Below are 24,236 nucleotides of genomic sequence, written 5' to 3'. Positions count from 1 at the left end.
TGAGGAAACTCTGTGGAAATATTCCCCAAAAAGTTGGGGAATGCATGCATAAAAAAAGGTCCCGACGGGGATGTTACTCCCCGAAGGAACCTTTCTTATATAATAGAAATGATAAAAATCTATCTTTTAGAGATTCTTGAACTCGATGCCGTTTGCCTCTGAGTAGTCAATGGTAATTGGCTTCTCGCGACTTACTTCCTCGGCAAGAATCTTCTTGCTCAAATCGTTCAGAACGTAATCCTGTATGGCACGCTTTACTGGGCGGGCACCAAACTCTGGGTCGTAACCTACCTCGGCAAGATAACCGATGGCGGCTGGAGTCCAGCGGAGATCGAAGCCCTGAGGCTCCAACATCTTCTTGGCTCTGTTCATCTGCAACTCCACAACCTTGGCAATCTGATCCTTGGTCAATGGCTGGAAGGTGATGATGTCGTCGATACGGTTCAGGAACTCCGGACGGAAGGTCTTCTTCAACATCTCACGGCTCGCATTGGAAGTCATGATGATGATGGTGTTCTTGAAGTTGACTACACGCCCCTTGTTGTCGGTCAATCGGCCATCGTCCAATACCTGGAGCAGGGTGTTGAAGACATCAGGATGAGCCTTCTCAATCTCATCGAAGAGAACCACACTGTATGGCTTGCGGCGAACAGCCTCGGTCAACTGGCCACCCTCATCGTATCCTACATACCCCGGAGGCGCTCCAATCAAACGGGTGACACTGAACTTTTCCTGATACTCACTCATATCTATTCTCGTCATCATCGACTCGTCGTTGAAGAGATATTCTGCTAAAGCCTTGGCAAGCTCGGTCTTACCTACACCGGTGGTACCGAGGAAGATGAAGCTGGCGATAGGACGCTTTGGGTCCTGCAAACCGGCACGGCTGCGGCGAACGGCATCACTTACGGCTGTGATTGCCTCGTCCTGACCGATGACTCTCTTGTGGAGTTCCTCCTCCAGATGGAGCAGTTTCTCACGTTCGCTCTGCATCATTCGGCTCACTGGTATTCCGGTCCAGCGGCTTACTACCTCTGCAATGTCATCGGCTGTCACCTCTTCACGGATCATGGCTTCACCGCCCTGGGTGCTCTTCAGCTGCTCCTGAATCTTCTTGATATCCTCTTCAAGAGCTACCAGCTTAGAGTAGCGAATCTCTGCTACACGTTCGTAATTGCCTTCACGCTCCATGCGCTCAGCTTCGAACTTGAGGTTCTCTATCTCCTGCTTGTCTTGCTGAATTTTGTTAACAAGAGCCTTCTCGCCTTCCCACTTTGCACGGAAGTCGTGCTCCTTATCCTTCAACTCTGCAATCTCCTTGTCGAGCTGCTGAATCTTAGGCTGGTCGTTCTCGCGCTTAATTGCCTCACGTTCAATTTCCAACTGCTTCAAGTGACGGGTGATTTCATCCAGTTCCTCTGGCACGGAGTCACGCTCCATACGGAGCTTGGCTGCGGCTTCATCCATCAGGTCGATGGCCTTATCCGGGAGGAATCTGTCAGAAATATATCTCTCGGATAACTTGACAGCTGCTATGCAGGCATCATCCTGAATACGAACCTTGTGGTGGTTCTCATAACGCTCCTTGATACCACGAAGAATGCTGATGGCATCTACCTCGTCTGGCTCATTCACCATCACGGTCTGGAATCGACGCTCCAGCGCCTTATCCTTCTCGAAGTACTTCTGATACTCGTTGAGGGTAGTAGCACCGATGGCTCTCAATTCACCACGAGCCAAGGCTGGCTTCAGAATGTTGGCTGCATCCATGGCACCTTCGCCACCGCCAGCACCTACCAGGGTATGAATCTCATCGATGAAGAGGATAATCTGACCGTTGGCATTGGTTACCTCCTTGATGACGCTCTTCAAACGCTCCTCGAACTCACCCTTGTATTTGGCACCGGCAACCAGTGCACCCATATCGAGCGAATAGAGCTGCTTGTTCTTCAGGTTCTCAGGTACGTCGCCACGGACGATACGCTCTGCAAGTCCCTCGACGATAGCGGTTTTACCAGTACCAGGCTCACCGATAAGGATAGGGTTGTTCTTGGTACGGCGAGAGAGAATCTGGAGCACACGGCGAATCTCTTCATCACGACCGATAACCGGGTCGAGCTTGCCGCTGCGAGCCTGTTCTACCAGGTTCTTGGCATATTTTTCAAGACTCTGATAGTTCTCGTCGGCACTCTGGCTCTTCACGTTCTGACCCTGTCGCAAAGCCTGGATGGCTGCAGTGAGGTCCTTCTCGTTGGCACCCGCATCCTTGAGGATTCGGGCAGCGGTAGAGTTGCCTTTGAGGATAGCGAGGAGGATAGGCTCCACGCTTACGAATTCATCTCCCATCTTCTTGGCGATGTCCTCGGCGTTGATCAATATCTGGTTGGTATCGCCCGAGAGGTATGGCTGACCAGCACCCTGCACACGAGGCAGGTGCTGCATCTCCTGCTGCAGGAGCATGGCAATCTGATTGCCGTTCATGCCCAGCTTCTGGAAGATGTAGTTGGTTACATCAGGTGCTTTCTCGATGATACCACTGAGAAGATGCACCGGTTCGATGGTCTGCTGACCATTTCTCTGCGCTATGTTCACAGCGGCCTGCACCGCTTCCTGCGCCTTGATTGTAAATTTGTCGAATGTCATATCTTGATCTCCTTTCTAAATGTTATTTGTTCTACTTCTTGTTGTCTGGCTTCAGTTCTTCCGGACTTTCAGCCTTGGATGATGCTTCAGCCTTGATGGCTTCCGGCATCACAATCGGGGGATGCGAATAGCGTGCCCATTGCGTGTTTTTGGGCGTTTTTCTGACATTTTGTCTGTTTTTTCCTTCCTTTTTCCCTATTCGCAGAAAAGCTTCTGTCAAAATGGCTGAACCATTACTTGATTTATCGCAAATATCCTTTAAATAATGTGATAATAGGTATTAAATATTTGTGTATTCCAAATATTCTTTGTATCTTTGCAGCGTTTTTAGAAACCATATTGAATATAAAAATTCGTAATATATAAAGTCAATGGCTGAAACAAAGAAGATCAAGACAGCTTTGGTGTCTGTCTTTCACAAGGATGGCTTGGACGAGTTGCTCGCCAAGTTGAATGAAGAGGGTGTTAAGTTCCTGAGCACAGGTGGTACTCAGAAGTTTATCGAATCTTTGGGTTATGAATGTGAAAAAGTTGAGGATGTCACCACATATCCATCAATCCTCGGTGGTCGTGTGAAGACTCTTCATCCAAAAATATTTGGAGGTATCTTGGCCCGTCGCGACAATGAGGGCGACCAGGAGCAGATGAAGGAGTATGAGATTCCTTCTATCGACCTCGTTATCGTGGATCTCTATCCATTTGAGCAGACTGTAGCCAGCGGCGCCAGCGATGCCGACATCATCGAGAAGATTGATATCGGCGGTATCTCCCTGATCCGTGCCGGTGCCAAGAACTTCAAGGACGTGGTTATCGTTCCTAGCAAGGCTGAGTACAGCGTGCTTCTCGACATCCTGAAGAAGAAGGGTGCTGAAACCGACATTGAGGACCGCAAGATGTTCGCAGAGCGTGCATTCGGCGTAAGTTCTCACTATGATACTGCTATCCACGCTTGGTTTGCCAAGTAATAAAGAGGTAAACCTATTCATCTCGCAACTCTTCCCGCTCTTGAACGCGAGGGCGGGAAGATGACTACAAAGGAAAGATTTTAAGCTTAAAATATTAGATTTACATTAGCAAATGGGATTTTTTTCATTTATTCAGGAAATCGCAATGGACTTGGGTACCGCCAATACCATCATTATCAGTGATGATAAGATTGTAGTGGACGAACCTTCTGTTGTTGCCCTCGACCGCCGCACCGACAAGATGATTGCCGTAGGCGAGAAGGCAAAGATGATGTACGAGAAGACTCATGACAACATCCGTACAATCCGTCCTTTGCGTGATGGCGTTATCGCCGACTTTACTGCCTGCGAGCAGATGATGCGTGGACTTATCAAGATGGTTCATACAGGAAGCCGACTGTTCTCACCTTCACTCCGTATGGTGATTGGTGTGCCTTCTGGTTCTACTGAGGTAGAGCTCCGTGCCGTACGTGACTCTGCTGAGCATGCCGACGGTCGCGACGTATATTTGATTTTTGAACCTATGGCTGCTGCTATCGGTATCGGTATCGACGTAGAGGCACCAGAAGGTAACATGATAGTTGATATAGGTGGTGGTAGCACCGAGATTGCAGTCATCTCTCTGGGTGGTATCGTATCCAACAACTCTATCCGTACAGCCGGTGACGACCTGACAGCCGACATCCAGGAGTATATGAGCCGCCAGCACAACGTGAAGGTTTCTGAGCGTATGGCTGAGCGTATCAAGATTCATGTGGGTTCTGCCCTGACAGATCTGGGAGATGAGGCTCCTGAGGACTTCATCGTTCACGGTCCTAACCGTATCACAGCGCTCCCAATGGAGGTGCCTGTATGCTATCAGGAGATTGCTCACTGTCTGGACAAGACTGTAGCCAAGATAGAGAATGCAGTACTCTCAGCTCTCGAGAATACTCCACCAGAGCTTTATGCCGACATCGTGAAGAACGGTATCTGGCTTTCAGGTGGTGGTGCTCTGCTCCGCGGTCTCGACAAGCGACTCCAGGACAAGATCAACATCCCATTCCATATCGCCGAGGATCCATTGCACAGTGTGGCTAAGGGTGCCGGTATCGCATTGAAGAATGTGGATCGTTTCTCATTCCTGATGAGATAATATTCAAGATATTTAAATTCCGCATCTGGACCTCTTGTGCCCATTTGCGGAATTTTAATCATATACAGATTCATTTTTTTAAGTATGCACAACCTTTTAGAGTTTTTGCAGAAATACAACCATTGGTTTGTCTTCGTGATTCTGGAGGTGGTGAGCATGGTGCTTCTGTTCCAGTATAACAGCTACCAGGGCAGTGCGTGGTTTTCTACAGCCAATGCCGTGACGGGCAAGATCTATGAATGGGATGCCAACGTGGAGACTTTCTTCTCCCTGACCAAGGTGAACCAGGAACTTACCCAGCGGAATGCCTATCTGGAGCAGCAGGTGCAGCAGCTGAGCGACAGCCTCTATGGGGTAACCAAGGATAGTGCCATCTATCACCGCGACCAGTTTGCGCTGCTTCAGAATTACCGACTCATCCCTGCCAAGGTGGTGGCCAACAGCCTGGACAAGCCAGACAACCTGATTACCATCGACAAGGGTAGCGCTGACGGCATCCATAAGGATATGGGTGTGATAAGCGGTACCGGAGTGGTGGGCATCGTGTATCTCGTAGCTCAGCATTACAGCATCGTGATACCAGTGCTCAACGTGAAGTCGAATATCAGTTGTACCATCCAGGGCAGAGGCTATTTCGGCTATCTGCGATGGAAGGGTGGCGTTTCGGAACTGGCATATCTGGAAGAGGTGCCACGCCATGCCCACTTCAAGCTGGGCGACTACGTAGTAACGAGTGGCTATTCGGCTGTGTTCCCTCCGGGAGTAAGAGTGGGCAAGATTCTGCACGTGTTTAATTCTGCTGATGGATTGTCGTATAGAGTACAGTTGAGACTTTCTACCGACTTTGCCTGTCTGCGTGATGTCTGCGTCATCGATGATGCCGTGATGAAGGAACGCCTTCAGATTATGCGTGCTGCACAGGATAGTATCATGCCCGACGGCAATGCCAAAGGTAAAAATTAAAAGATCATAGTAAGAGGAGATATATAAGTAGCAATGAGTATAGATTTGATAAAACGACTCGGCATCTTCGTGGTGCTTGTGCTGGTGCAGGGATTGGTATTCAACCATATCCACTTGTTCAACTGCGCCACCCCCTTGCTGTATATTCTCATGGTGCTCCATTTCCGCAGAAACCACCCACGCTGGTCGGTGATGCTGTGGAGCTTCATGATGGGACTTTGTATCGACGTGTTTGCCAATACGCCGGGAGTAGCTGCAGCTTCGATGACCTTCATCGGACTGCTTCAGCCTTATCTTTTCGAACTCTTCGTGCCAAGAGACAGTGCCGACGACCTGGAGCCGTCCATGCGCACCATCGGTGTCGGTTCGTATGTTCTCTACACGTTGGTTATCGTACTCGTTTATAATCTGGTATTCTTTACTCTGGAGACCTTCAATTTCTTCAATTGGATGGAGTGGCTCCTCCGCATCGGTGGCGGTACAGCCATCACGATGCTGCTCATCATGGCATTGGAGAGCTTCCGCAAGGGATAGAACCTTGCTGCAAGACAGAGAACAGTAAAAGATCAAACAAAAAATTTCAGCTATATATATAATATGGTGGATTACAATCTTGATAAGCGTAAGTATGTGATTGGTGGTGTGGCTATAGCAATTGTAGTCATATACGCCATTCGTCTCTTTACGCTTCAGATTATGAGTGAGGATTATAAGAAGAATGCCGATTCCAATGCCTTCCTGAAGCAGATTGAGTTCCCTTCGCGTGGCGCCATCTACGACAGAAACGGCAAGCTGATGGTGTATAATTCGCCTTCCTATGATATCATGGTGGTGATGAAGGAGCAGGAGGGACGTCTGGATACGATGGACTTCTGCAACTCCCTGGGCATTACCAAGGAGGCTTTCGAGAAGCGAATGGAGACCATCAAGGACAGAAACAAGAATCCCGGATACTCGCGATATACCCAGCAGCTCTTCATGAGTCAGCTTTCTGACAAGGACTTCAGCGTTTTCCAGGAGAAGATGTTCCGGTTTCCGGGCTTCTATGTGCAGAAGCGAAGTGTGAGAGAATATGCCTATCCATACGCTGCCCATGTTCTGGGAGATGTGGGTGAGGTTTCGCCAAGCGATATCGAGGATGATGACTACTATCAGCCGGGTGACTATATCGGTAAGCTGGGACTGGAGAAGCATTACGAGAAGGAGCTCCGAGGTATCAAGGGCGTGAAGATTATGCTTCGCGATGCCCGGGGAAGAATACAGGGAAGCTATCAGAACGGAAAACTCGACCAGCGGCCTGTTGCCGGTAAGGACCTGACGCTGGGTATCGATGTCAACCTTCAGGCTCTGGGCGAAAGACTGCTGCAGGGCAAGATAGGAAGTATCGTTGCCATTGACCCAAGAGACGGGTCGGTGCTGGCGATGGTCTCTTCTCCTACCTATGATCCGCGCCGACTGGTGGGTAAGAATAGAGGAAAGATGCACAAGTGGCTCTCGCAGAACCCTTGGAAACCGCTCCTGAACCGTAGTATCATGGGACAGTATCCTCCGGGTTCTACCTTCAAGACCTCCCAGGCGCTGACCTATCTTACCGAGGGAATCATCACTCCGGGCACAGCCTTCCCATGTAATCACGGCTTCTCTTACAGAGGTCTGCATGTGGGATGTCATGGTCACCCGTCGCCTATTGCGCTGGTGGATGCCATCAGTACTTCCTGTAACGGTTACTTCTGCTGGGGACTTTATTATATGATAGGCAACAAGAAAAAGTATGGCTCGGTGCAGAATGCGATGACCGTATGGAAAGACTATATGGTGAGTATGGGATTCGGCTATAAGCTGGGTATCGATTTGCCGGGCGAGAAGAGAGGTCTGATTCCTAATGCACAGTTCTATGACAAGGCCTACAAGGGCTCCTGGAACGGATTGACCGTCATCAGTATCTCTATCGGACAGGGTGAGGTGAACCTCACTCCTCTGCAGATTGCCAATCTGGGTGCCACCATCGCCAACCGAGGCTATTACTATGTGCCTCACGTAGTGCGTAAGGTGCAGGGCGAACCGCTCGATACGCTTTATACCCGCCGTCATTACACCAAGGCTTCGAAGCGAGCCTATGACTATGTGGTGGCTGGTATGAGAAGTTCGGCACTGAAGGGTACCTGTAAGATGCTCTCCCGTTACGACTTCGAGGCTTGCGGCAAGACCGGTACGGCTCAGAACCGTGGTCACGACCACTCTGTTTTCATGGGCTTTGCTCCGATGAACAATCCGAGAATCGCCATCGCCGTGTATGTGGAGAATGGTGGATGGGGTGCCGACTATGGTGTGCCTATCGGTGGCTTGATGATGGAGCAGTATCTGAAGGGAAAGCTTTCTCCAGCTTCTGAAAGTCAGGCGGCACAGATGCAGGCCCGAAGAATTGCCTACGGCTCTAGTAGCAGATAATATACTGAAGTTTCAAATCAAAACTGCAGTTTCTATCCTGAGACTGCAGTTTCAATTCATTGAATAATAAAGACAATGGCTCAATCAGATAATAAACAACCAGCTGGTATTCTCCGTTCGCTCGACTGGTGGACCATCGGCATCTATCTGGCATTGCTCTGCTTCGGCTGGATCAGTGTCTGCGGTGCCAGCTATACCTATGGTGACAACGATATCTTCAGTCTGGGTGCCCGTTCGGGTATGCAGATTATATGGATAGGTACCTCCATCGCGCTGGGCTTCGTCATCCTGATGATGGACGACCGTTTTTTCGATACCTTCGCCTACGTGATCTATGCCGTGCTGATATTGCTGCTTTTTGCCACGATATTCAATCCGCATAGCATCAAGGGTTCGCACTCCTGGCTGGTGCTGGGACCGCTGCGACTGCAGCCTGCCGAGTTCGGTAAGTTTGCTACGGCGCTGGCTGTGGCGAAGTTTATGTGCAGCTATGGATTCAATATCCACAAAATGAAGCATTTCATGGCGGCTATGGGCATCATCATTTTGCCTATGATATGTATCGTGGGACAGCGCGAGACGGGTTCGGCATTGGTATATTCCGCCTTCTTCCTGATGCTTTACCGCGAGGGAATGCCAGGTGCCATCCTCTTTACCGGAGTCTCGATGGTGGTTTACTTTGTGGTGGGTATCAAGTACGAGAACGTGACGATGTGGGATACCTACACCTCGGTGGGAAAGTTCACGGTGCTGCTGCTGGTGCAGATCTTCACGGCAGGACTGGTGAACAGCTATACGGGCAACAGGAAGCATGCTCTCATCATCCTGTGCTACTCGGTGGGCATCACGCTCATCTTTGCACTCTTCTCCACCTACATCATTCCGTTTGACATCGTATGGGTGCAGCTGCTGCTCTGTGCGGTGATGATCGGATTCCTGGTGTATCACGGTCTGAGGACCCGCTTCCGCAACTATTTCCTGATTTCGATATTCGCAATGGGAAGTATTGCCTTCTTCTACAGTGCCGATTACGTGCTGAACAACGTGATGGAACCTCATCAGCGAGTGCGTATCAACGTGCTGCTGGGATTGGACGAAGACCTGGCGGGTGCCGGATATAATGTACATCAGAGTGAGATAGCCATCGGTTCGGGTGGCTTGCAGGGAAAGGGATTCCTGAACGGAACCCAGACCAAGCTGAAGTTCGTGCCTGAGCAGGATACCGACTTCATCTTCTGTACGGTAGGAGAGGAGGAAGGATTCCTGGGTTCGGCAGGCGTGCTGCTGCTCTTCCTGATGTTGATATTGAGATTGATACATCTGGCGGAGCGACAACCTTTCAAGTTCGGACGAATATATGGCTACTGTGTGCTCTCGGTATTTCTGTTCCACCTATTTATTAATGTGGGAATGGTGCTGGGACTGACGCCGGTAATCGGTATTCCGCTTCCGTTCTTCAGTTATGGAGGTAGTTCGCTTTGGGGCTTTACCATCCTGCTCTTCATCTTCCTGCGTATTGATGCCGGAAGAAACCTGGTAAGAAGCTAGATTTTACAGCATAAAAAAATGACCAGTGAGATACGTCTCATTGGTCATTTTTCGTTATTTTCACTCCGATGTCGCTTACACCCGGAAGAATTTCTCGCTTCATATCGTGGCGGATGGCGATATGGATGGAATCGCCTCTGTTTATCTTATAGATATTGATAGGGAAGTTGTACTGATAGTAGCTGATGCCCTGTCCCTTGTTCTCGCCATGTTGGTTGATGAGCTGGCAGAGTACGGTATCAGTCTTCTCGATACGCTTGCCCTTGTTGGCAGGGTAGATGGTCTGGTTCACGATGAGTGTCAATGCCGTAAACGGATAGGCACCTGTGGTTCTCAGACCCAGGCTCTGCCGGTAATAGCCGGTGGCAGCCATTGGAGGGATTTCGAACGATAGGGTATCGTTCTTCTCCCATCCTGCAATCGGCGTGTGGGCATATTCGTCATATACCTTGGCATGATTGCAAGCGCTGAAGGCTATGGTTGCCACCAGTATGAAAACGAAATGGATCAGTCTTTTCATTTTTACTTCTTGTCTTCCTGTGGCTTGTTATTCTCGCCCTGCTGAGGCTTGTTGTTGTTTGCCTGCTGTTGCTTGTTATTCTCGCCCTGCTGAGGCTTGTTATTATTGCCTTGCTGAGGCTTATTGTTATTGCCCTGTTGGGGTCTGTTTCCCTGCTGGCGAGTTCCCTTGTTTCTATTATCCCTATTGCGGTTATTGCCGTTTGGCTGACGGTTATCTCCCTTTTCTGGGCGGTTCGCATTGCGGTTCTTGTTCTTCTTCTTTTTCTTCGCCTTGTCGAATCGGCTGAGATCAGACTCATTGAGCAGGTCGATGCTCTTGGAAGTTTCCTTCATCTTGCCGTTCTCCATCAGACTGAGCGGTTTCTCGCCCTGTTTATTCATCTCGATGATTTCCTTGGCACGTTCTGCGGTGATGGTCTCCAGGTTGGAAGCCATGTTCTTGTCAGAAGAGTAGGTGATGAGTCCGGCAAGGATATCTACCTTGAACTGATGGAACTCGCCGTCGGCAGTCTGAAGCACGGCATCCTTAGGTGGCATCTTTCGGCTTGCCTCTACATAGTTATCTACCTCGTAGTTGAGGCAGCACTTCAGTTTGGCGCACATGCCAGCCAACTTCTGAGGGTTGAGCGAGATGTCCTGGTAGCGTGCAGCATTGGTGCTCACACTTACGAAGTTCTTCATCCAAGTAGCGCAGCAGAGCTCTCTGCCGCAAGGACCGGTACCGCCGATACGGCCAGCCTCCTGACGTGCACCAATCTGCTTCATCTCGATACGGACATGGAAGGTATCGGCAAGTACCTTGATGAGCTGGCGGAAATCTACACGCTCATCAGCGATATAGTAGAAGATGGCCTTGTTGCCATCGCCCTGATACTCCACGTCGCCGATTTTCATCTTCAGGCCCAGGTCCTTGGCTATCTGACGGCTCTGGATCATAGTGTCGTGTTCGCGGCTCTTGGCCTCCTTTGCCTTGTCGAGGTCCACCTGCTTGGCAAGTCGGTAGATGCGCTTGATGTCATCCTGCGACTTGAGGTTTGCCTTCTTGATCTGCAGTTTTACCAGTCGGCCGGTTAATGTTACTACACCCACGTCGTGACCCGGGTTAGCCTCTACAGCCACGATGTCGCCCTTCTTGAGGTCGAGGTTGTTAACATTGTGATAATATCCCTTTCGGGTATTTTTAAATTGCACTTCCACCAGGTCGGTGCTCTCAGCGTTTCCTGGCACATCGGCTAGCCAGTCGTATGTGTTGAGCTGTCGATCCTGTCGTCCCACAGCCTTACAGCATAGACCTCTATCGCAGCCATTCCACATTTTGAATTTCATATTTTTATAATCCACGATGTATTCTATTTATTATTTCTTGATTAATATATATTGCCCTTTCGGGGGATGTATTTCCTTTATTTTCTGATGAGCAGAACGATATTCTTCAGCGCCAGGTCGAAGAACACGATTTTCGGGTTGGCATTCTGGGCGATGAATCGCTTGCTTTCCTCGAAGAGATTGGAGATGTCGATGATATTCGCCTCGTTGATGAATCGGGCGAAGTTCCTGGCGAAATTCTCCTCCTCCTGTGTCATATAACTGAGTTCCGGCTGGCGGAAATTATACATAAAACTCTCGCGCAGCATGTGCATGAAGTAATCGAGCATTCGCTTCTGCTTCTCTCTGCCGAAGGTGGCAACCACCTCGCTCCACTTCTTCAAATCGTGGATGTTGCGCATATAGGAGAGGCGCATCAGCATGATGAACATATCCAGATGCTGGCGGTTTTCATTGCCAGAGTCCAGCTCCTCCAATGCATGGTTCCAGTTGCCGTTGGCGATTCGGGCGATGCGGTGGGCTGATTCAGCATCCAGCGCTCTTCGTTCTATGAGCGCTTTCTCCACCTCGGAAGTTTCAATCTTTTTCAGGTCGATACGCTGTGCGCGGCTTCTGATGGTTTCGAGCAGGAGTTCCGGCTGTTCGCTTACCAGGAGGAAGAGTGTCTGATGAGGCGGCTCTTCCAGCAGTTTCAATATCTTGTTGGCACTCGTGAGGTTCATACGCTCCGGCAACCATATCAGACTGATCTTGTAACCGCCCTGACTCGACATCATGCTCAGTTCTCTCGAAAGATTGTCGGTCTCATCGGCGGTGATGATTGCTTGCTTGTTGAAGTCGGCATCAGTCTTGCCCATGCGCTGCATCCAGTCGCTGATCAGCACATACGGACCTTCCTGGAGGAGCATCTCACGCCATTCTTTCATAAAGTCGAGACTTACGGGCGTATGGTCGCCGCTCATCTCGGATGTCTTGATGGTAGGGAAGGTGAAATGCAGGTCGGGATGCTCCCATTTTCTCAGCATCGGGGAATCGCCCAGCAGATAGCTGGCGAAAGCCAGCGCCACTGCCAGTTTTCCACAACCTTGTGGACCGCAGAACATCAGTGCATGGGGCACACGATTCTCCTGAACCATCTCCATCAGACGGTTCCATATATCTTGCTGACCTATCACTTCACTATTTAACATTGAACATTGAACTTTAAAATAAAATTTTAGCTATCTGTTTCACGCTATCCACCGCCGAAACGGTGAAGAAATGGATATGATTGTATCCGTGATCGAAGAGATCTTTCACCTGGGCAGTCGTCCACTCGATACCGAGCGCTTTGGCATCTTCATCGCTCTTGCACTTCAAAACCTCCTGCGCCAGAGCTTCCGGGATGTCGCAATGGAAGGTCTTTGGTACCATGGTGAGCTGACTCAGCTTGGCGAATGGCTTCAGCGCCGGAACGATAGGGATGGTGATGCCCATCTGGCGAGCCTTCTCTACGAAAGCATAGAATTTCTCGTTGTCGTAGAAGAGCTGGGTGATGGCATAGTCAGCGCCCAACTGCTGCTTCTCCAGGAGATGCTGCATATCCATCTCCAGATTGGGAGCCTCTTCGTGCTTCTCCGGATAGCAGGCTACGCCACAGCAGAATTTATCACCCGGATGCTTGATCGGGGTGCCGTCGAAGAAGAAACCGTCGTTAAACTGGTTTACTTGCTTCAGCAGGTCGGTGGCATTGGAATGACCGTTTTCTGTTGGAGTAAACTGTCGGTCTTCCTTCGCCTTGTCGCCTCTCAGCACAAGGATATTGCTGATGCCCAGAAACTGGAGATCGAGCAATTCGTATTCGATGTCTTCCTTCGTGGCACCGCTACAGATGACGTGAGGGATGACTGGGATGTCGTACTTGTTCTGGATTGCGCCTGCGATGGCAACGGTACCAGGGCGGCGACGCACACGCTGACGAGTGAGGAGACCGTTTTCCAGTTCCTTGTAAACATACTCGCTGTGGTGTGTGGTAATGTTGATAAACCGTGGGTCGAAGTCCTTGAGGCTGTCGATGGTGCGGAAGAGAGCCGCAGTGCCATTACCCTTGAGAGGTGGCAAAACCTCGAAAGAGAAGCCTCTTTTGTCGCCCTTCTGATGTAAGAATTCTGCGATGTTCATATTACGTAATATCTATGTTCTCTTATTTTGGTTGCAAATTTACAAAAAAAATAGGGGAAATGTGCAGATTATGCGTATTATTTTAAAATAAACAGATAAAAATATAAAAATAAACAAATAACCTATAGTAAAATGGAACAACAACAAACGGGCTCTAAGGCCTATCTTTTCTCGATTGTGATGGTCGCCGTATTGGGTGGCTTGCTTTTCGGTTACGATACCGCTGTGATATCAGGTGCCGAGAAGGGTTTGCAGGCATTCTTCAAGGGTGCCGGAGATTTCGAATACACCGATGTGATGCACGGATTCACTTCTTCCAGTGCGCTGATCGGCTGTATCATCGGTAGTTCGCTTTCTGGTCTTTTCGCCAGCAGGCTGGGTCGTAAGCGCTCGCTCATCTTTGCGGGTGTCTGCTTCTTCCTCTCTGCCTGGGGATCTATGGAACCGGAATCTTATCTCCTGCCTCAGGGACATGCCGACTGGACGTTGCTGGTGGTATTCAACTTCTATCGTGTGCTGGGTGGTATCGGTGTAGGTATGGCTTCAGCCATCTGTCCGATGTATATCGGCGAAATCGCTCCGAGCAATATGCGCGGTATGTTGGTGAGCTGCAATCAGTTTGCCATCATCTTCGGTCAGCTGGTGGTTTACTTCGTCAATTTCATCATTATGGGTTCCCATGCCAATCCTATTTATGATGCTGTGGGTGCCATCGCCAATATGGTGGATGCGCAGTGGACCATCGAGACGGGCTGGAGATATATGTTTGGAAGCGAGATGGTTCCGGCAGGACTGTTCACCTTCCTGATCTGCTTCGTACCTGAAACCCCTCGTTATCTCGTGATGATCGGACAGGATGAGAAGGCATACGGCGTGCTTGCCAAGATCAATGGTTCTGAGAAGGCACGCGAGATTATCCACGATATCAGGAATACGGTGACCGTGAAGACCGAGAAACTCTTCTCTTACGGTTTTATGTGTATCTTTGTGGGCGTGATGCTTTCTGTATTCCAGCAGGCAGTGGGTATCAATGCGGTGCTCTATTATGCGCCTCGTATCTTCCAGGATATGGGTATGGGCAATCCGATGGTTCAGACCGTCATCATGGGTATTGTGAATATCTCGTTCACGCTGGTTGCCGTCTTTACGGTAGAGAAGCTGGGTCGCAAGCCATTGCTTATCTTTGGTTCCATCGGCATGGCAGCAGGAGCCTTGGGCGTAGCCTTGACCTTTGGAAATGAAGCCTTGAGTACGGTTACCATGCTGAGTATCATGGTATATAGTGCCAGCTTTATGTTCTCCTGGGGACCTATTGCCTGGGTGCTTATCGCCGAGCTTTTCCCGAATACCATCCGTGGTGCGGCTGTGGCGATTGCCGTAGCTTTCCAGTGGATATTCAACTTCATCGTCAGCTCTACCTTCGTACCGCTGTTCAATATGCACCTGACTCCGGGCGATGATTTCGGTCATTGGTTTACCTATGGTCTGTATGGTGCCATCTGTATCGTTGCAGCTTTCTTCGTATGGAAGCTGGTACCTGAAACCAAGGGCAAGAGCTTGGAGGATATGAGCAAGCTCTGGAAGAAAGATTAGGATACTGAAATATAGGATAAAAAAGTAAGGCGCGATAGCAGGAGAGCTATCGCGCCTTTTTATGTAGTTTTCACGCTGAGTGATAAATTCAGACCATATATTTGTAAGTTGTTTGTATTTAAAAGAGTATTAACTTAATTTCTTGAATTTGAATTCTCTAGCCCTCTCTTCTTACTTCTTCCATGCGTTGCGGAAGAGAAAACCTACAGTGGTGTTAGAAGAGTTGGTTGAGTTCTGGATGAAGTTGGTCTGGTTGCCATCCACCCAGATCTGATAGAGCGCGAACTGGAAGCCCAGCTGTCTTGGCTCCTTGAGTGTGCAGTAGCCGTAATACATCTGGCTAGGGATGAAAACAAGCACTACCTTGTGACTCTTGTTGTCTGTGCCATAAGCCAGATTCAACTCGACAGCATTAGGGCAAGCAATGAAGTAAGCTACTTCAGAAGTACTGTTTGGCATTACATTATACTTGCACTTGATGGTTCTTGGAGTCACCTTGGCGATGGCGGCAGCCAAATCCTTGTTATTGATGTGCTCTGCGAGTGCAGCCACAGGGAAGTTGGTCATTGTCATGGTGCTGTCGCCGTACATGCTGATGCTGCAAGATGATGCAACAGAGTCAACCTGATTTTTTACGTTGGCATCATTCTTCTTTTCGTAGAGAATGGCCATGTTGTTGTATGAACCCAATGACATAGCCTGCTGGAAGCTCTTCTGCTGCTCAAGGGTCAGGAAGTTCATACCGCTGTCACCGTCTGTGTTACAAGAGGTGAATGACATAGCTGCAAAGAGTACAGCCAGGATTGAGAATAATGTAATTTTCTTCATTGTCTTATGAAATTTTCTTTTTTCTTTTGTTATTTTTGTCTTATGAAATTTTATTTTATTCTAATTTTTTGTTTCTATGTGGGAATCTTTCCGGCACCTTTTGGTATCCGAGGGCATTTTTGCCCTATATTCCATTATATTAAACGCAGAAAAGCAAGAATCTTGCATCTGTTTTTAGTTAATGAGAGTTAAAAGAATCCACCTCCCCGAACTATATACGAAAAAAGGACTTCCCTTAACGGAAAGTCCTTTTCTGAGACTGTGACTCGCATGGGGCTCGAACCCATGACCCCAACATTAAAAGTGTTGTGCTCTACCAGCTGAGCTAGCGAGTCAATCTCTAACTTTATGTTCAAAAGCGAGTGCAAAGGTACGACTATTTTTTGAAATCACCAAATATTTAGTCGTTTTTTTATTGTTTTTCTTCTATTTTACCCGTTTCAGTGGCAGTTTCCGGTAGATCCGGCCCTAATTTCTCTTCATATTGCGGCTTTTCTCTCGTTACATACCGCTGCCAATAAGCTATGAGAAGGGTGGTGAGCGGAAGGGCAACAATCAGCCCCAGGAAGCCCAGCAGAGCACCCCATATCGAAAGACTCAGGAGCAGGATGGCTGGGTTCAAGCCCATCGCCTTGCCCATAATCTTCGGCGTAACCACCATATCCGTAATCACCTGCACCACGCAGAATACCAATACCGCCAATCCGAAGACTACCCAGAAGTTCTGTCCCGTATCTGCCGCCTTGAGCATTGCCAGGAATGCCGTAGGAATGAGGGCAAAGGTATGAAGATACGGTACCAGGTCCATGATGCCGATCAGAATGCCCAGGCCTATCGCCATCGGAAAGCCGATGATGGTGAAGCCGATGCAGAACATGATGCCCATACAGAGCGCCACCATTCCCTGGCCTCGGATATAGTTGTTGAGCTCGCGCTCTACATCCTTCATCAGTGCCGACCAGAACGGACGGTTCTTCTTCGGGAAGATGCGCACCCAGTTGGCTGTCAGGGTTTCGTAATCGAGCAGGATGAAGAACATATATAATAAGGTAATCATGGATGCCACGATACTCATCAGCACGGTTGCCGTCTGGCTCACTACCGAGAAAACCTTCGGCATCGTAGTCTTCAGGGCATCGCTGAAGTCCTTGCTCTTCAAGAATCGTTCTATGGTGGTCTGGTTGTCCTGCAGCCACTCCTTGATCAGCATCGTGAGATTGTTGGTATGGGTGGTTTGATGAACCCATCGGGTCAACACTTCTCCCAGTTTGTCAAACTGGTCGATCATCGGTGGGATGATGAGCCAGATGACACCCCCCACGATGGCAATCGCAGCTCCCATTGCCAGAAGAATGGAGATGGCACGAACCTTGACATGGAGTTTATTCTCGATGAACTTCACGACGGGATAGAGCAGGTATGCGAAAAACCATGCTATAAAGAAAGGAAGCAGTACCTCACTCAGATAGTTGGTGATGTAGAGTACTGCAATGACGAGGGTAACGATACCAGCCCATCTGATGAACTTGTCGAATGTAATCTCCTTACTCATTTACTTTGAACTTTGAATTTTGAACTTTGAACTTTATGATTAGCAAAGCTGTTGTATCTTTGCTCTTCACCCTTCGTTCTTCTATTTCTCCTGGCTGATGGCTTTCTGGTAGCAGTCTCTGCAGAGCGGCTCGTATTCATCCTGCTCACCCAGGAGCACGCGCTTGTCGTTAGCCACCAGTCGATGGCTGACGTATGCCAGTGCACCGCACTTCACGCAGATGGCGTGCACCTTGGTCACCTCGTCGGCGATGGCACAGAGCGCAGGAATCGGACCGAAGGGAACACCCTTGAAATCCATATCCAGCCCCGCCACGATGACGCGTACGCCGCGGTTGGCGAGTTCGTTGCAGACCTCCACCAATCCATTGTCCAGGAACTGAGCCTCGTCGATACCGACCACGTCGATATCCGAAGCCAATAGCAAAATCGATCCGGAAGATTCAATAGGAGTAGAACGGATAGAATTCTGGTCATGGCTCACTACATTGTCTTCGGAGTAGCGCGTATCTATCGCCGGCTTGAAGATTTCCACCTTCTGTCTGGCGAAGCTGGCACGCTTCATTCTTCGGATCAGTTCCTCGGTTTTTCCGGAGAACATCGATCCGCACACCACTTCAATTCTTCCGGGACGGTGTGCCTCCCCATTCAGTATTTCAGTCATTTCGGGGACAAAATTACTAATAAGGTTTTAAAAAATGCAAAGATACGCAGTTTTTTTTTGCTATGAAAGATTAATTAACTACATTTGTACCCACTTATGGGCATATTATATATCGTACCGACTCCAGTAGGCAATATGGAGGACATGACAATGCGAGCCATCCGGGTCTTGAAAGAGGCGGATATGGTGCTCGCTGAGGACACTCGGACATCGAGCGTCCTGCTTAAGCATTTCGATATTAAAAATCGATTAGTGGCGCATCATAAGTTTAATGAGCATGGCACATCGGCTGGCATCGTAGAGCGATTGAAGGCTGGTGAGACCATCGCCTTGATCAGTGATGCAGGAACCCCAGGCATCAGCGACCCTGGTTTCTATCTGGCTCGTGAGGCTGCGAAAGCAGGCATCACCGTGCAGACCCTTCCGGGACCTACGGCTTGTATCCCAGCCATCGTGTCGTCCGGATTACCTTGCGACAGATTCTGCTTCGAGGGATTCATCCCGCAGAAGAAGGGCAGACAAACCTATCTGGAATCGCTCAAGGATGAGGTGCGCACCATGATCTTCTACGAGTCACCCTATAGAGTGGTGAAGACCTTGCAGCAGTTTGCCGAGGTTTTTGGAGAAGACAGACAGGTGAGCTGCTGCCGTGAAATCTCGAAGCTGCACGAGGAAAGTGTGCGTGGAAGCCTTGCCGAGGTGATTGCCCACTTCCAGGAGACGGAACCGCGCGGTGAGTTTGTCATCGTTCTGGCGGGTAAGGATCCCAAGCAGCTGAAGGAGGAATTGAAGGAAAAGCGACGCGAAGAGCGTAAGAATAATAAATAAAAAGTATTAATCATAAAATTAACAAAAAGGAGAAGGATTATGAAAAAGCTATTAATGATGGCATGCCTCGCAGCCTTTGTTTTAACAGGATGTAACGACGGCAAGAACAATGCCGCTAACAATGCGGCTCAATCAGATTCGCTCAACAGCATCATTGCGCAGAAGGATAGCGAACTGAATGATATGCTGGGTACTCTGAATGAGATTGAGGATGGTCTCAACCAGATCAATGAGGCTGAGAACCGCGTGGTGCTCTTGAAGAATGGTGAGGGTGCCACCAAGAGACAGAAACTCAAGGAGGATGTGCAGTTCATCGCTACTCGCATGAAGCAGAACAAGGAGCTCCTTGCCAAGTTGCAGAAGCAGTTGGCTAACAGCTCTATCCAGGGCGACCAGCTTAAGAAGACCATAGAGAACCTGCAGAAGCAGCTGGTTGAGAAGGAGAAGCAGCTCCAGGCACTCCGTGAGGAGTTGGATAGCAAGGATATCCACATTGCTGCTCTTGATGAGACTATCAACAACTTGAATACCAAGACCAGCAACCTTACCAAGGAAAGCAGTAATAAGACTGAGGTGATCAATGCTCAGGATAAGCAGCTCAACACTGCATGGTATGTATTCGGTACCAAGAAGGAGCTGAAGAACCAGCACATCATGGAGAATGGCAAGGTTATGACCGGTAACTTCAACAAGAGCTACTTTACAAAGGTAGATATCCGTGAGGTTTCTGAGATCAAGCTCTATTCTAAGTCAGCCAAGTTGCTCACTACTCATCCTTCAAGCTCTTATACTCTGGTTCGTGATGCCAACAAGCAATATACTCTCCGCATCACCAACTCTCAGATTTTCTGGAGCACCAGCAAGTACCTGGTTGTTCTCGTGAAGTAATGATTATCTCTTTCTCTGAAAGAAATCCTGCATGAGTGTGCGGCACTCATCTTCCAATACGCCCGATGTAACTGTTGTCTTAGGATGCAGTGCATCGGGCGCATATTTTGTATAGCCCCTTTTTTCATCTCCGGCACCATACACCACGCGGCTGATCTGCGACCATCCCAAGGCTCCGGCGCACATCACGCACGGCTCTACGGTGACATAGAGGGTACAGTCTTTCAGGTATTTTCCGCCCAGCATGTTCGCTCCGGATGTAATCGCCTGCATCTCGGCATGGGCGGTAACATCGGTAAGCATCTCTGTAAGATTGTGGGCTCTCGAGATGATGCGGTCCCTGCAAACGATGACGGCACCTACCGGAATCTCGTCTTCGTCGAATGCCGCCTGCGCCTCCATCAGCGCACGGCGCATATATTCTTCGTCTTTTTTCAGATTGTCTTCCATATTTCTATTCTTTATGATTTCTCTTTTTCTATTTTTGTGCAAAAATACATAAAAAACTTTGATGGATGAAAGAAAAGTGTTATTTTTGCATAGTAATAGTGCCTTTTGTGCGGAAAATGATACCGCCAGGGGTAAACATAAGAAAATAATCTATGGCTGAACATAATGATTTGGGCAAATGGGGAGAAGATGAGGCGGTGCTCTATCTGGAAGATGAGGGCTATACCATCGTAGATCGTGACTGGAGGCTAGGCCGCCGCGACCTGGATATCCTTGCCTTTTCGCCCGATGGCAACACGCTGGTGGTGGTAGAGGTGAAGACCCGCACCGGCGAGGAATACCAGCAGCCCGAAGAGGCTGTCACCCCCGGCAAGATGAGGAATCTTGCCATAGCTGCCAATGCCTATGTCAAGGAATGCCAGGTGGACAAAGAGTTGCGCTTCGATGTCATCTCCATCGTGGGAAGCGAACATCAGGTGAAGAGTCTGCAGCATCTCAAGGATGCCTTCAATCCGATGCTGATACTTTAGATTCTATGCTGGTACTTAAAAGCTTCTGCCCTTTCAGGGCGTGTGGAACTTACATGCGAAACTTGAATTATATATAATAAGGTGAAAATGAAAACAAAAATCATAAGAATGCAGGAAGTGGATTCTACGAATACCTTCCTGAAGGGAATGAAAGCCTGCGAGGATGATACGCTCATCGTGGCTGTAGCCGATTATCAGACGGCAGGCAGGGGACAGGGCACGCATACCTGGGAGAGCGAACCGGGCAAGAACCTCCTGTTCAGTTTACTGATGACTCCTACCTGGGTGCCCGTACGCCAGCAGTTCCTGCTCTCTGAGGCAGGAGCCCTAGCCGTCAAGGATGCCCTGGATACCTATACCGACGGCATTACGCTGAAATGGCCGAACGATGTATATTGGAACGACAGGAAGATCAGCGGCACGCTGATAGAAACCTCTGTCGATTCCAAGGGCATCAAGCGATGCATCTTCGGTACCGGGGTGAACATCAATCAGACCGAGTTCCACAGCGATGCGCCCAATCCGGTATCCCTGGCTCAGATTCTGGGTCACGAGGTGGATAGGGAAGAGGTGCTGCAGAAGATCATCGAGGCATTCAAGAAGTATTATGAGCTGCTCCGCCGTGCCGACTTTATGGATGTTTCGGGCATCTATCATCTCTCGCTCTACCGCCGCAAGGGATTCCACTGGTACGAGGATGCCGACGGCAAGTTCGAGGGTGCCTTCGTGGAGGTGGAAGATGACGGCCATCTCATCCTTCACGACAGGAAGGGAATGATCCGGTCGTATGCCTTCGGCGAAATCAGGTTCCTGATTCCTTCAGCAAATATGAAACAATAAACATTAAACAAGATATTTATGGCAAAGTTTAAAAGAATTCTTTTGAAGTTGAGCGGTGAGAGCCTGATGGGCAAGCAGAGCTTCGGCATCGACCCTGAGCGCTTGAGTGATTATGCTAAGCAGATTAAGGAAGTTCACGAGATGGGCGTGCAGATTGGTATCGTGATCGGTGGTGGTAACATTTTCCGTGGATTGAGCGGAAGCCAGAAGGGATTCGACCGTGTGAAGGGCGACCAGATGGGCATGTGTGCCACCGTCATCAACTCTCTCGCCCTGAGCAGTGCCCTCGGTGCACTGGGCGTGAAGAACAAGGTGCTTACAGCTATCCGCATGGAGCCTATCGGTGAGTTCTACACCAAGTGGAAAGCCATCGAGGCAATGGAAGACGGCTACATCTGCATCTTCTCTGCAGGTACCGGCAGCCCATATTTCACTACCGATACCGGTTCTTCTCTCCGTGGTATCGAGATTGAGGCAGACGTGATGCTCAAGGGTACCCGTGTGGACGGCATCTATACCGCCGATCCAGAGAAGGATCCTACCGCTACCAAGTTCAAGGACATCACCTATGATGAAATCTACACCAAGGGCTTGAAGGTGATGGACCTCACGGCTACTACCATGTGCAAGGAGAACGACCTTCCTATCTACGTATTCAATATGGATGTAGTAGGCAACCTGAAGAAGGTGATGGAAGGTGAAGAGATTGGTACACTCGTACACAACTAATCATCAGAGATCATATAAAAAAATAAGGCTTACTTCCCGCCGGAAGTAAGCCTTTGTTATTCCTTAATCTTTTTATCTTTGTTAGAAAGCTGATGCCTATACTAACAATTAACGCCTTTCCTTGAAAGGGAAATGACAAAACCTATATTTTTATTTTTTCTTCAGAAACATGATCCAGGAGAGAAGTACGTACATCAGGATGATAGGCCACCATCCCTCCAGGAATCCTCTTGCTCCTTCGGCAGCCACAGATACCGCAAGAACGGCGATGGCGAAACCGGCAAAGCAATACTTCACCTCGTTGCCCTTGAACGACCACTGCTTAAACTTCAGGGCGAACAGCGGCAACTCGCATACCAGCAGGAAGCTGGTGATGAAAATCAGCGCCAGCACGAGATATATCGACCAGCTCTGGTTGGTAATCCAGCTGGGGCTGCTTACTACCAGCGAACCCCAGAACAGCGCATTGGCTGGCGTAGGTACGCCGATGAAAGAGGTTGTCTGGCGCTCATCCAGGTTGAACTTCGCCAGTCTCAGGGCAGAGAAAGCTGCGATGATGAAGGCTACGTATGGCAACCAAGAGCGCAAAGGCTCCAGAAACTCCGGATACTCCATGACGAAGAGTTGTGAGAATACGATGGTGGCGGGTGCTACGCCAAAGGTCACATCGTCGGCAAGCGAGTCCAGCTCCTTGCCGATAGGCGATGAAACGTGCAGCAAGCGGGCGCTCATGCCATCGAAAAAGTCAAAAACAGCTCCAATGATAATCCACAACAGTGCCATTTCGGGATTTCCACCGAAGGCAAACGATGTAGCGATGCAGCCTGAGATGAGGTTGCAGCAGGTAATCGTGTTTGGAATATGCTTCTTAATACTCATTTTTTCTTATTTCAGTTTTGCTATGATTGTCTGATCACCTGTGGTTGACTGTCCCATCTTCACGCATACTTCCGTGCCGAGAGGCAGATACACATCCACTCGTGAACCCAGTTTGATGAATCCGAGATGCTCATCGATGTAGCACTCTTCTCCCTCCTTGGCATAGGTTACGATGCGGCGGGCTACGGCACCGGCAATCTGTCGGCACAATACATCCACGCCCTCTGGGGTAGTGATCATTATGTCGGCGTGCTCGTTCTCCTCGCTCGCCTTAGGCAGCCAAGCCTTCATGAACTTTCCGTCCTCGTGCTTCACGAACTTCACCTTGCCATCCACCGGAAACCAGTTGGCATGTACGTTCCAGAGACTCATGAAGATGGAAATCATCAGTCGCTTATCGTTAAAGTAAGGTGCATTATCCACTTCCTCTATCACCACGATCTTGCCGTCGGCAGGAGCTACCACGAGTTTCTCGGTATCTTCCACGTTCAGGAATCTGATCGGGCATCGGTAGAAGTTGAGCACGATACCATATACCACACCGAAGACCACAAGGAATGCCCAGAAAGGTATCTTGTTGTCAAAGGCCATCCACAGTACTGCTGCGACAGCCACCAGTGCTATACCGCCGAACACCAGCTGGTCGGTGCCTTCACGGTGAATTCTTATCTTTTTTAGTTTCTTTATTTTTTGTCCCATGAGAAAGGTTTACGTTTTTATTTTCGGTGCAAAGATACGTCATTTTT

24 protein-coding genes and 1 tRNA gene are annotated in these 24,236 nt (G+C 49.2%); 12 read left to right on the top strand and 13 right to left on the bottom strand.

The annotated features are described in order from the left end of the window. Positions 1-126: 126 nt before the first annotated feature. Positions 127-2,643, bottom strand: a complete 2,517-nt coding sequence (clpB, locus tag DXD25_RS01095) for an ATP-dependent chaperone ClpB (protein ID WP_117661387.1) — start codon at positions 2,641-2,643, stop codon at positions 127-129. Between the two features lie 31 nt (positions 2,644-2,674). Beyond that, a complete protein-coding gene (locus DXD25_RS16485; protein WP_147327814.1) occupies positions 2,675-2,863 on the bottom strand; it encodes a hypothetical protein in 189 nt (62 codons plus the stop codon). A 151-nt stretch (positions 2,864-3,014) separates the two neighbouring features. Between DXD25_RS16485 and DXD25_RS01090 the strand changes: the two genes are divergently transcribed. The 6 genes from DXD25_RS01090 (at position 3,015) to rodA (ending at position 9,702) form a co-directional block, all read left to right on the top strand. Then, positions 3,015-3,608 (top strand): IMP cyclohydrolase, encoded by a 594-nt coding sequence (locus tag DXD25_RS01090; protein WP_089544052.1) that lies wholly within the window; start codon positions 3,015-3,017, stop codon positions 3,606-3,608. Between the two features lie 112 nt (positions 3,609-3,720). After that, entirely contained in the window at positions 3,721-4,743 is a 1,023-nt protein-coding gene (locus tag DXD25_RS01085) for a rod shape-determining protein (RefSeq protein WP_006847875.1), read from the top strand. A gap of 84 nt (positions 4,744-4,827) precedes the next feature. After that, on the top strand, positions 4,828-5,706 hold the full coding sequence (gene mreC, locus DXD25_RS01080) for a rod shape-determining protein MreC (protein WP_117661386.1): 879 nt from the start codon (positions 4,828-4,830) through the stop codon (positions 5,704-5,706). Positions 5,707-5,739: 33 nt separating this feature from the next. Continuing rightward, entirely contained in the window at positions 5,740-6,240 is a 501-nt protein-coding gene (gene mreD, locus DXD25_RS01075; RefSeq protein WP_117661385.1) for a rod shape-determining protein MreD, read from the top strand. A 63-nt stretch (positions 6,241-6,303) separates the two neighbouring features. Then, positions 6,304-8,154 (top strand): penicillin-binding protein 2, encoded by a 1,851-nt coding sequence (mrdA, locus tag DXD25_RS01070; RefSeq protein ID WP_117661384.1) that lies wholly within the window; start codon positions 6,304-6,306, stop codon positions 8,152-8,154. 75 nt (positions 8,155-8,229) lie between these two features. After that, positions 8,230-9,702, top strand: a complete 1,473-nt coding sequence (rodA, locus tag DXD25_RS01065) for a rod shape-determining protein RodA (RefSeq protein ID WP_089544048.1) — start codon at positions 8,230-8,232, stop codon at positions 9,700-9,702. Positions 9,703-9,739: 37 nt separating this feature from the next. On the opposite strand, the gene DXD25_RS01060 is transcribed toward rodA, so the two are convergent. The 4 genes from DXD25_RS01060 to DXD25_RS01045 all read right to left on the bottom strand — a co-directional run bounded on the left by DXD25_RS01060 (position 9,740) and on the right by DXD25_RS01045 (position 13,710). Beyond that, positions 9,740-10,222: a gliding motility lipoprotein GldH gene (locus DXD25_RS01060; protein ID WP_117661383.1), complete on the bottom strand. Its 483-nt coding sequence runs from the start codon at positions 10,220-10,222 to the stop codon at positions 9,740-9,742. A 2-nt stretch (positions 10,223-10,224) separates the two neighbouring features. Beyond that, positions 10,225-11,565 carry a regulatory iron-sulfur-containing complex subunit RicT gene (locus DXD25_RS01055; protein ID WP_117661382.1) on the bottom strand — a complete coding sequence of 447 codons (1,341 nt, stop codon included), beginning with the start codon at positions 11,563-11,565 and terminating at the stop codon, positions 10,225-10,227. 62 nt (positions 11,566-11,627) lie between these two features. Next, entirely contained in the window at positions 11,628-12,740 is a 1,113-nt protein-coding gene (locus DXD25_RS01050; RefSeq protein WP_117661381.1) for a DNA polymerase III subunit delta, read from the bottom strand. Positions 12,741-12,753: 13 nt separating this feature from the next. After that, positions 12,754-13,710: a methylenetetrahydrofolate reductase gene (locus tag DXD25_RS01045; RefSeq protein WP_089544044.1), complete on the bottom strand. Its 957-nt coding sequence runs from the start codon at positions 13,708-13,710 to the stop codon at positions 12,754-12,756. Positions 13,711-13,842: 132 nt separating this feature from the next. On the opposite strand from DXD25_RS01045, the gene xylE reads away from it, so the two are divergent. Beyond that, entirely contained in the window at positions 13,843-15,303 is a 1,461-nt protein-coding gene (gene xylE / locus DXD25_RS01040) for a D-xylose transporter XylE (protein ID WP_117661380.1), read from the top strand. A 171-nt stretch (positions 15,304-15,474) separates the two neighbouring features. Here xylE and DXD25_RS01035 read toward each other — a convergent pair whose 3' ends face one another. From DXD25_RS01035 to DXD25_RS01020, 4 genes are all read right to left on the bottom strand, one after another. After that, the gene (locus DXD25_RS01035; RefSeq protein WP_117661379.1) at positions 15,475-16,131 is read right to left on the bottom strand and encodes a DUF4840 domain-containing protein; all 657 of its coding nucleotides are present in this window, start codon (positions 16,129-16,131) and stop codon (positions 15,475-15,477) included. A gap of 262 nt (positions 16,132-16,393) precedes the next feature. Then, positions 16,394-16,466, bottom strand: a tRNA-Lys gene (locus DXD25_RS01030). 77 nt (positions 16,467-16,543) lie between these two features. Then, complete coding sequence (locus tag DXD25_RS01025; RefSeq protein ID WP_117661378.1) at positions 16,544-17,683, bottom strand: AI-2E family transporter; 1,140 nt, start codon at positions 17,681-17,683, stop codon at positions 16,544-16,546. An 81-nt stretch (positions 17,684-17,764) separates the two neighbouring features. Further along, positions 17,765-18,346, bottom strand: a complete 582-nt coding sequence (locus DXD25_RS01020; protein ID WP_089544039.1) for a thymidine kinase — start codon at positions 18,344-18,346, stop codon at positions 17,765-17,767. A gap of 96 nt (positions 18,347-18,442) precedes the next feature. Here DXD25_RS01020 and rsmI point away from each other — a divergent pair, with 96 nt between their 5' ends. Beyond that, positions 18,443-19,174 carry a 16S rRNA (cytidine(1402)-2'-O)-methyltransferase gene (gene rsmI, locus DXD25_RS01015; RefSeq protein ID WP_117661377.1) on the top strand — a complete coding sequence of 244 codons (732 nt, stop codon included), beginning with the start codon at positions 18,443-18,445 and terminating at the stop codon, positions 19,172-19,174. Positions 19,175-19,213: 39 nt separating this feature from the next. Beyond that, complete coding sequence (locus DXD25_RS01010; protein ID WP_117661376.1) at positions 19,214-20,062, top strand: hypothetical protein; 849 nt, start codon at positions 19,214-19,216, stop codon at positions 20,060-20,062. A gap of 3 nt (positions 20,063-20,065) precedes the next feature. Here DXD25_RS01010 and DXD25_RS01005 read toward each other — a convergent pair whose 3' ends face one another. Next, complete coding sequence (locus DXD25_RS01005; RefSeq protein WP_117661375.1) at positions 20,066-20,512, bottom strand: nucleoside deaminase; 447 nt, start codon at positions 20,510-20,512, stop codon at positions 20,066-20,068. 152 nt (positions 20,513-20,664) lie between these two features. On the opposite strand from DXD25_RS01005, the gene DXD25_RS01000 reads away from it, so the two are divergent. From DXD25_RS01000 to pyrH, 3 genes are all read left to right on the top strand, one after another. Continuing rightward, positions 20,665-21,042 carry a YraN family protein gene (locus DXD25_RS01000; protein WP_117661374.1) on the top strand — a complete coding sequence of 126 codons (378 nt, stop codon included), beginning with the start codon at positions 20,665-20,667 and terminating at the stop codon, positions 21,040-21,042. A gap of 87 nt (positions 21,043-21,129) precedes the next feature. Then, entirely contained in the window at positions 21,130-21,882 is a 753-nt protein-coding gene (locus tag DXD25_RS00995; RefSeq protein WP_117661373.1) for a biotin--[acetyl-CoA-carboxylase] ligase, read from the top strand. Between the two features lie 18 nt (positions 21,883-21,900). After that, positions 21,901-22,611, top strand: coding sequence for a UMP kinase (gene pyrH / locus DXD25_RS00990; protein ID WP_089544033.1), 711 nt, complete (start codon positions 21,901-21,903; stop codon positions 22,609-22,611). 150 nt (positions 22,612-22,761) lie between these two features. Here pyrH and pssA read toward each other — a convergent pair whose 3' ends face one another. Then, the gene (gene pssA, locus DXD25_RS00985) at positions 22,762-23,490 is read right to left on the bottom strand and encodes a CDP-diacylglycerol--serine O-phosphatidyltransferase (RefSeq protein ID WP_117661372.1); all 729 of its coding nucleotides are present in this window, start codon (positions 23,488-23,490) and stop codon (positions 22,762-22,764) included. Positions 23,491-23,496: 6 nt separating this feature from the next. Continuing rightward, on the bottom strand, positions 23,497-24,189 hold the full coding sequence (locus DXD25_RS00980; RefSeq protein WP_117661371.1) for a phosphatidylserine decarboxylase family protein: 693 nt from the start codon (positions 24,187-24,189) through the stop codon (positions 23,497-23,499). Positions 24,190-24,236 lie beyond the last annotated feature (47 nt).

This window comes from Prevotella sp. TF12-30 (genome assembly GCF_003436715.1).
GTDB classification, from domain to species: Bacteria; Bacteroidota; Bacteroidia; order Bacteroidales; family Bacteroidaceae; genus Prevotella; species Prevotella copri_A.
Note: the sequence above shows the minus strand (reverse complement) of the source record. Positions and strands in the feature narration are given on the sequence as shown.

Coding starts and splice junctions, on each gene's coding strand:
- DXD25_RS01085 (WP_006847875.1), top strand. CDS start 3,721: ATGGGATTTTTTTCATTTATTCAGGAAATCGCAATGGACTTGGGTACC.
- DXD25_RS01010 (WP_117661376.1), top strand. CDS start 19,214: ATGAAAAAGCTATTAATGATGGCATGCCTCGCAGCCTTTGTTTTAACA.
- mreC (WP_117661386.1), top strand. CDS start 4,828: ATGCACAACCTTTTAGAGTTTTTGCAGAAATACAACCATTGGTTTGTC.
- DXD25_RS01020 (WP_089544039.1), bottom strand. CDS start 18,346: ATGACTGAAATACTGAATGGGGAGGCACACCGTCCCGGAAGAATTGAA.
- rsmI (WP_117661377.1), top strand. CDS start 18,443: ATGGGCATATTATATATCGTACCGACTCCAGTAGGCAATATGGAGGAC.
- DXD25_RS01000 (WP_117661374.1), top strand. CDS start 20,665: ATGGCTGAACATAATGATTTGGGCAAATGGGGAGAAGATGAGGCGGTG.
- xylE (WP_117661380.1), top strand. CDS start 13,843: ATGGAACAACAACAAACGGGCTCTAAGGCCTATCTTTTCTCGATTGTG.
- DXD25_RS01090 (WP_089544052.1), top strand. CDS start 3,015: ATGGCTGAAACAAAGAAGATCAAGACAGCTTTGGTGTCTGTCTTTCAC.
- DXD25_RS00995 (WP_117661373.1), top strand. CDS start 21,130: ATGAAAACAAAAATCATAAGAATGCAGGAAGTGGATTCTACGAATACC.
- DXD25_RS01045 (WP_089544044.1), bottom strand. CDS start 13,710: ATGAACATCGCAGAATTCTTACATCAGAAGGGCGACAAAAGAGGCTTC.
- rodA (WP_089544048.1), top strand. CDS start 8,230: ATGGCTCAATCAGATAATAAACAACCAGCTGGTATTCTCCGTTCGCTC.
- clpB (WP_117661387.1), bottom strand. CDS start 2,643: ATGACATTCGACAAATTTACAATCAAGGCGCAGGAAGCGGTGCAGGCC.
- DXD25_RS01060 (WP_117661383.1), bottom strand. CDS start 10,222: ATGAAAAGACTGATCCATTTCGTTTTCATACTGGTGGCAACCATAGCC.
- pssA (WP_117661372.1), bottom strand. CDS start 23,490: ATGAGTATTAAGAAGCATATTCCAAACACGATTACCTGCTGCAACCTC.
- DXD25_RS00980 (WP_117661371.1), bottom strand. CDS start 24,189: ATGGGACAAAAAATAAAGAAACTAAAAAAGATAAGAATTCACCGTGAA.
- DXD25_RS01050 (WP_117661381.1), bottom strand. CDS start 12,740: ATGTTAAATAGTGAAGTGATAGGTCAGCAAGATATATGGAACCGTCTG.
- DXD25_RS01025 (WP_117661378.1), bottom strand. CDS start 17,683: ATGAGTAAGGAGATTACATTCGACAAGTTCATCAGATGGGCTGGTATC.
- mrdA (WP_117661384.1), top strand. CDS start 6,304: ATGGTGGATTACAATCTTGATAAGCGTAAGTATGTGATTGGTGGTGTG.
- DXD25_RS01005 (WP_117661375.1), bottom strand. CDS start 20,512: ATGGAAGACAATCTGAAAAAAGACGAAGAATATATGCGCCGTGCGCTG.
- DXD25_RS01035 (WP_117661379.1), bottom strand. CDS start 16,131: ATGAAGAAAATTACATTATTCTCAATCCTGGCTGTACTCTTTGCAGCT.
- mreD (WP_117661385.1), top strand. CDS start 5,740: ATGAGTATAGATTTGATAAAACGACTCGGCATCTTCGTGGTGCTTGTG.
- pyrH (WP_089544033.1), top strand. CDS start 21,901: ATGGCAAAGTTTAAAAGAATTCTTTTGAAGTTGAGCGGTGAGAGCCTG.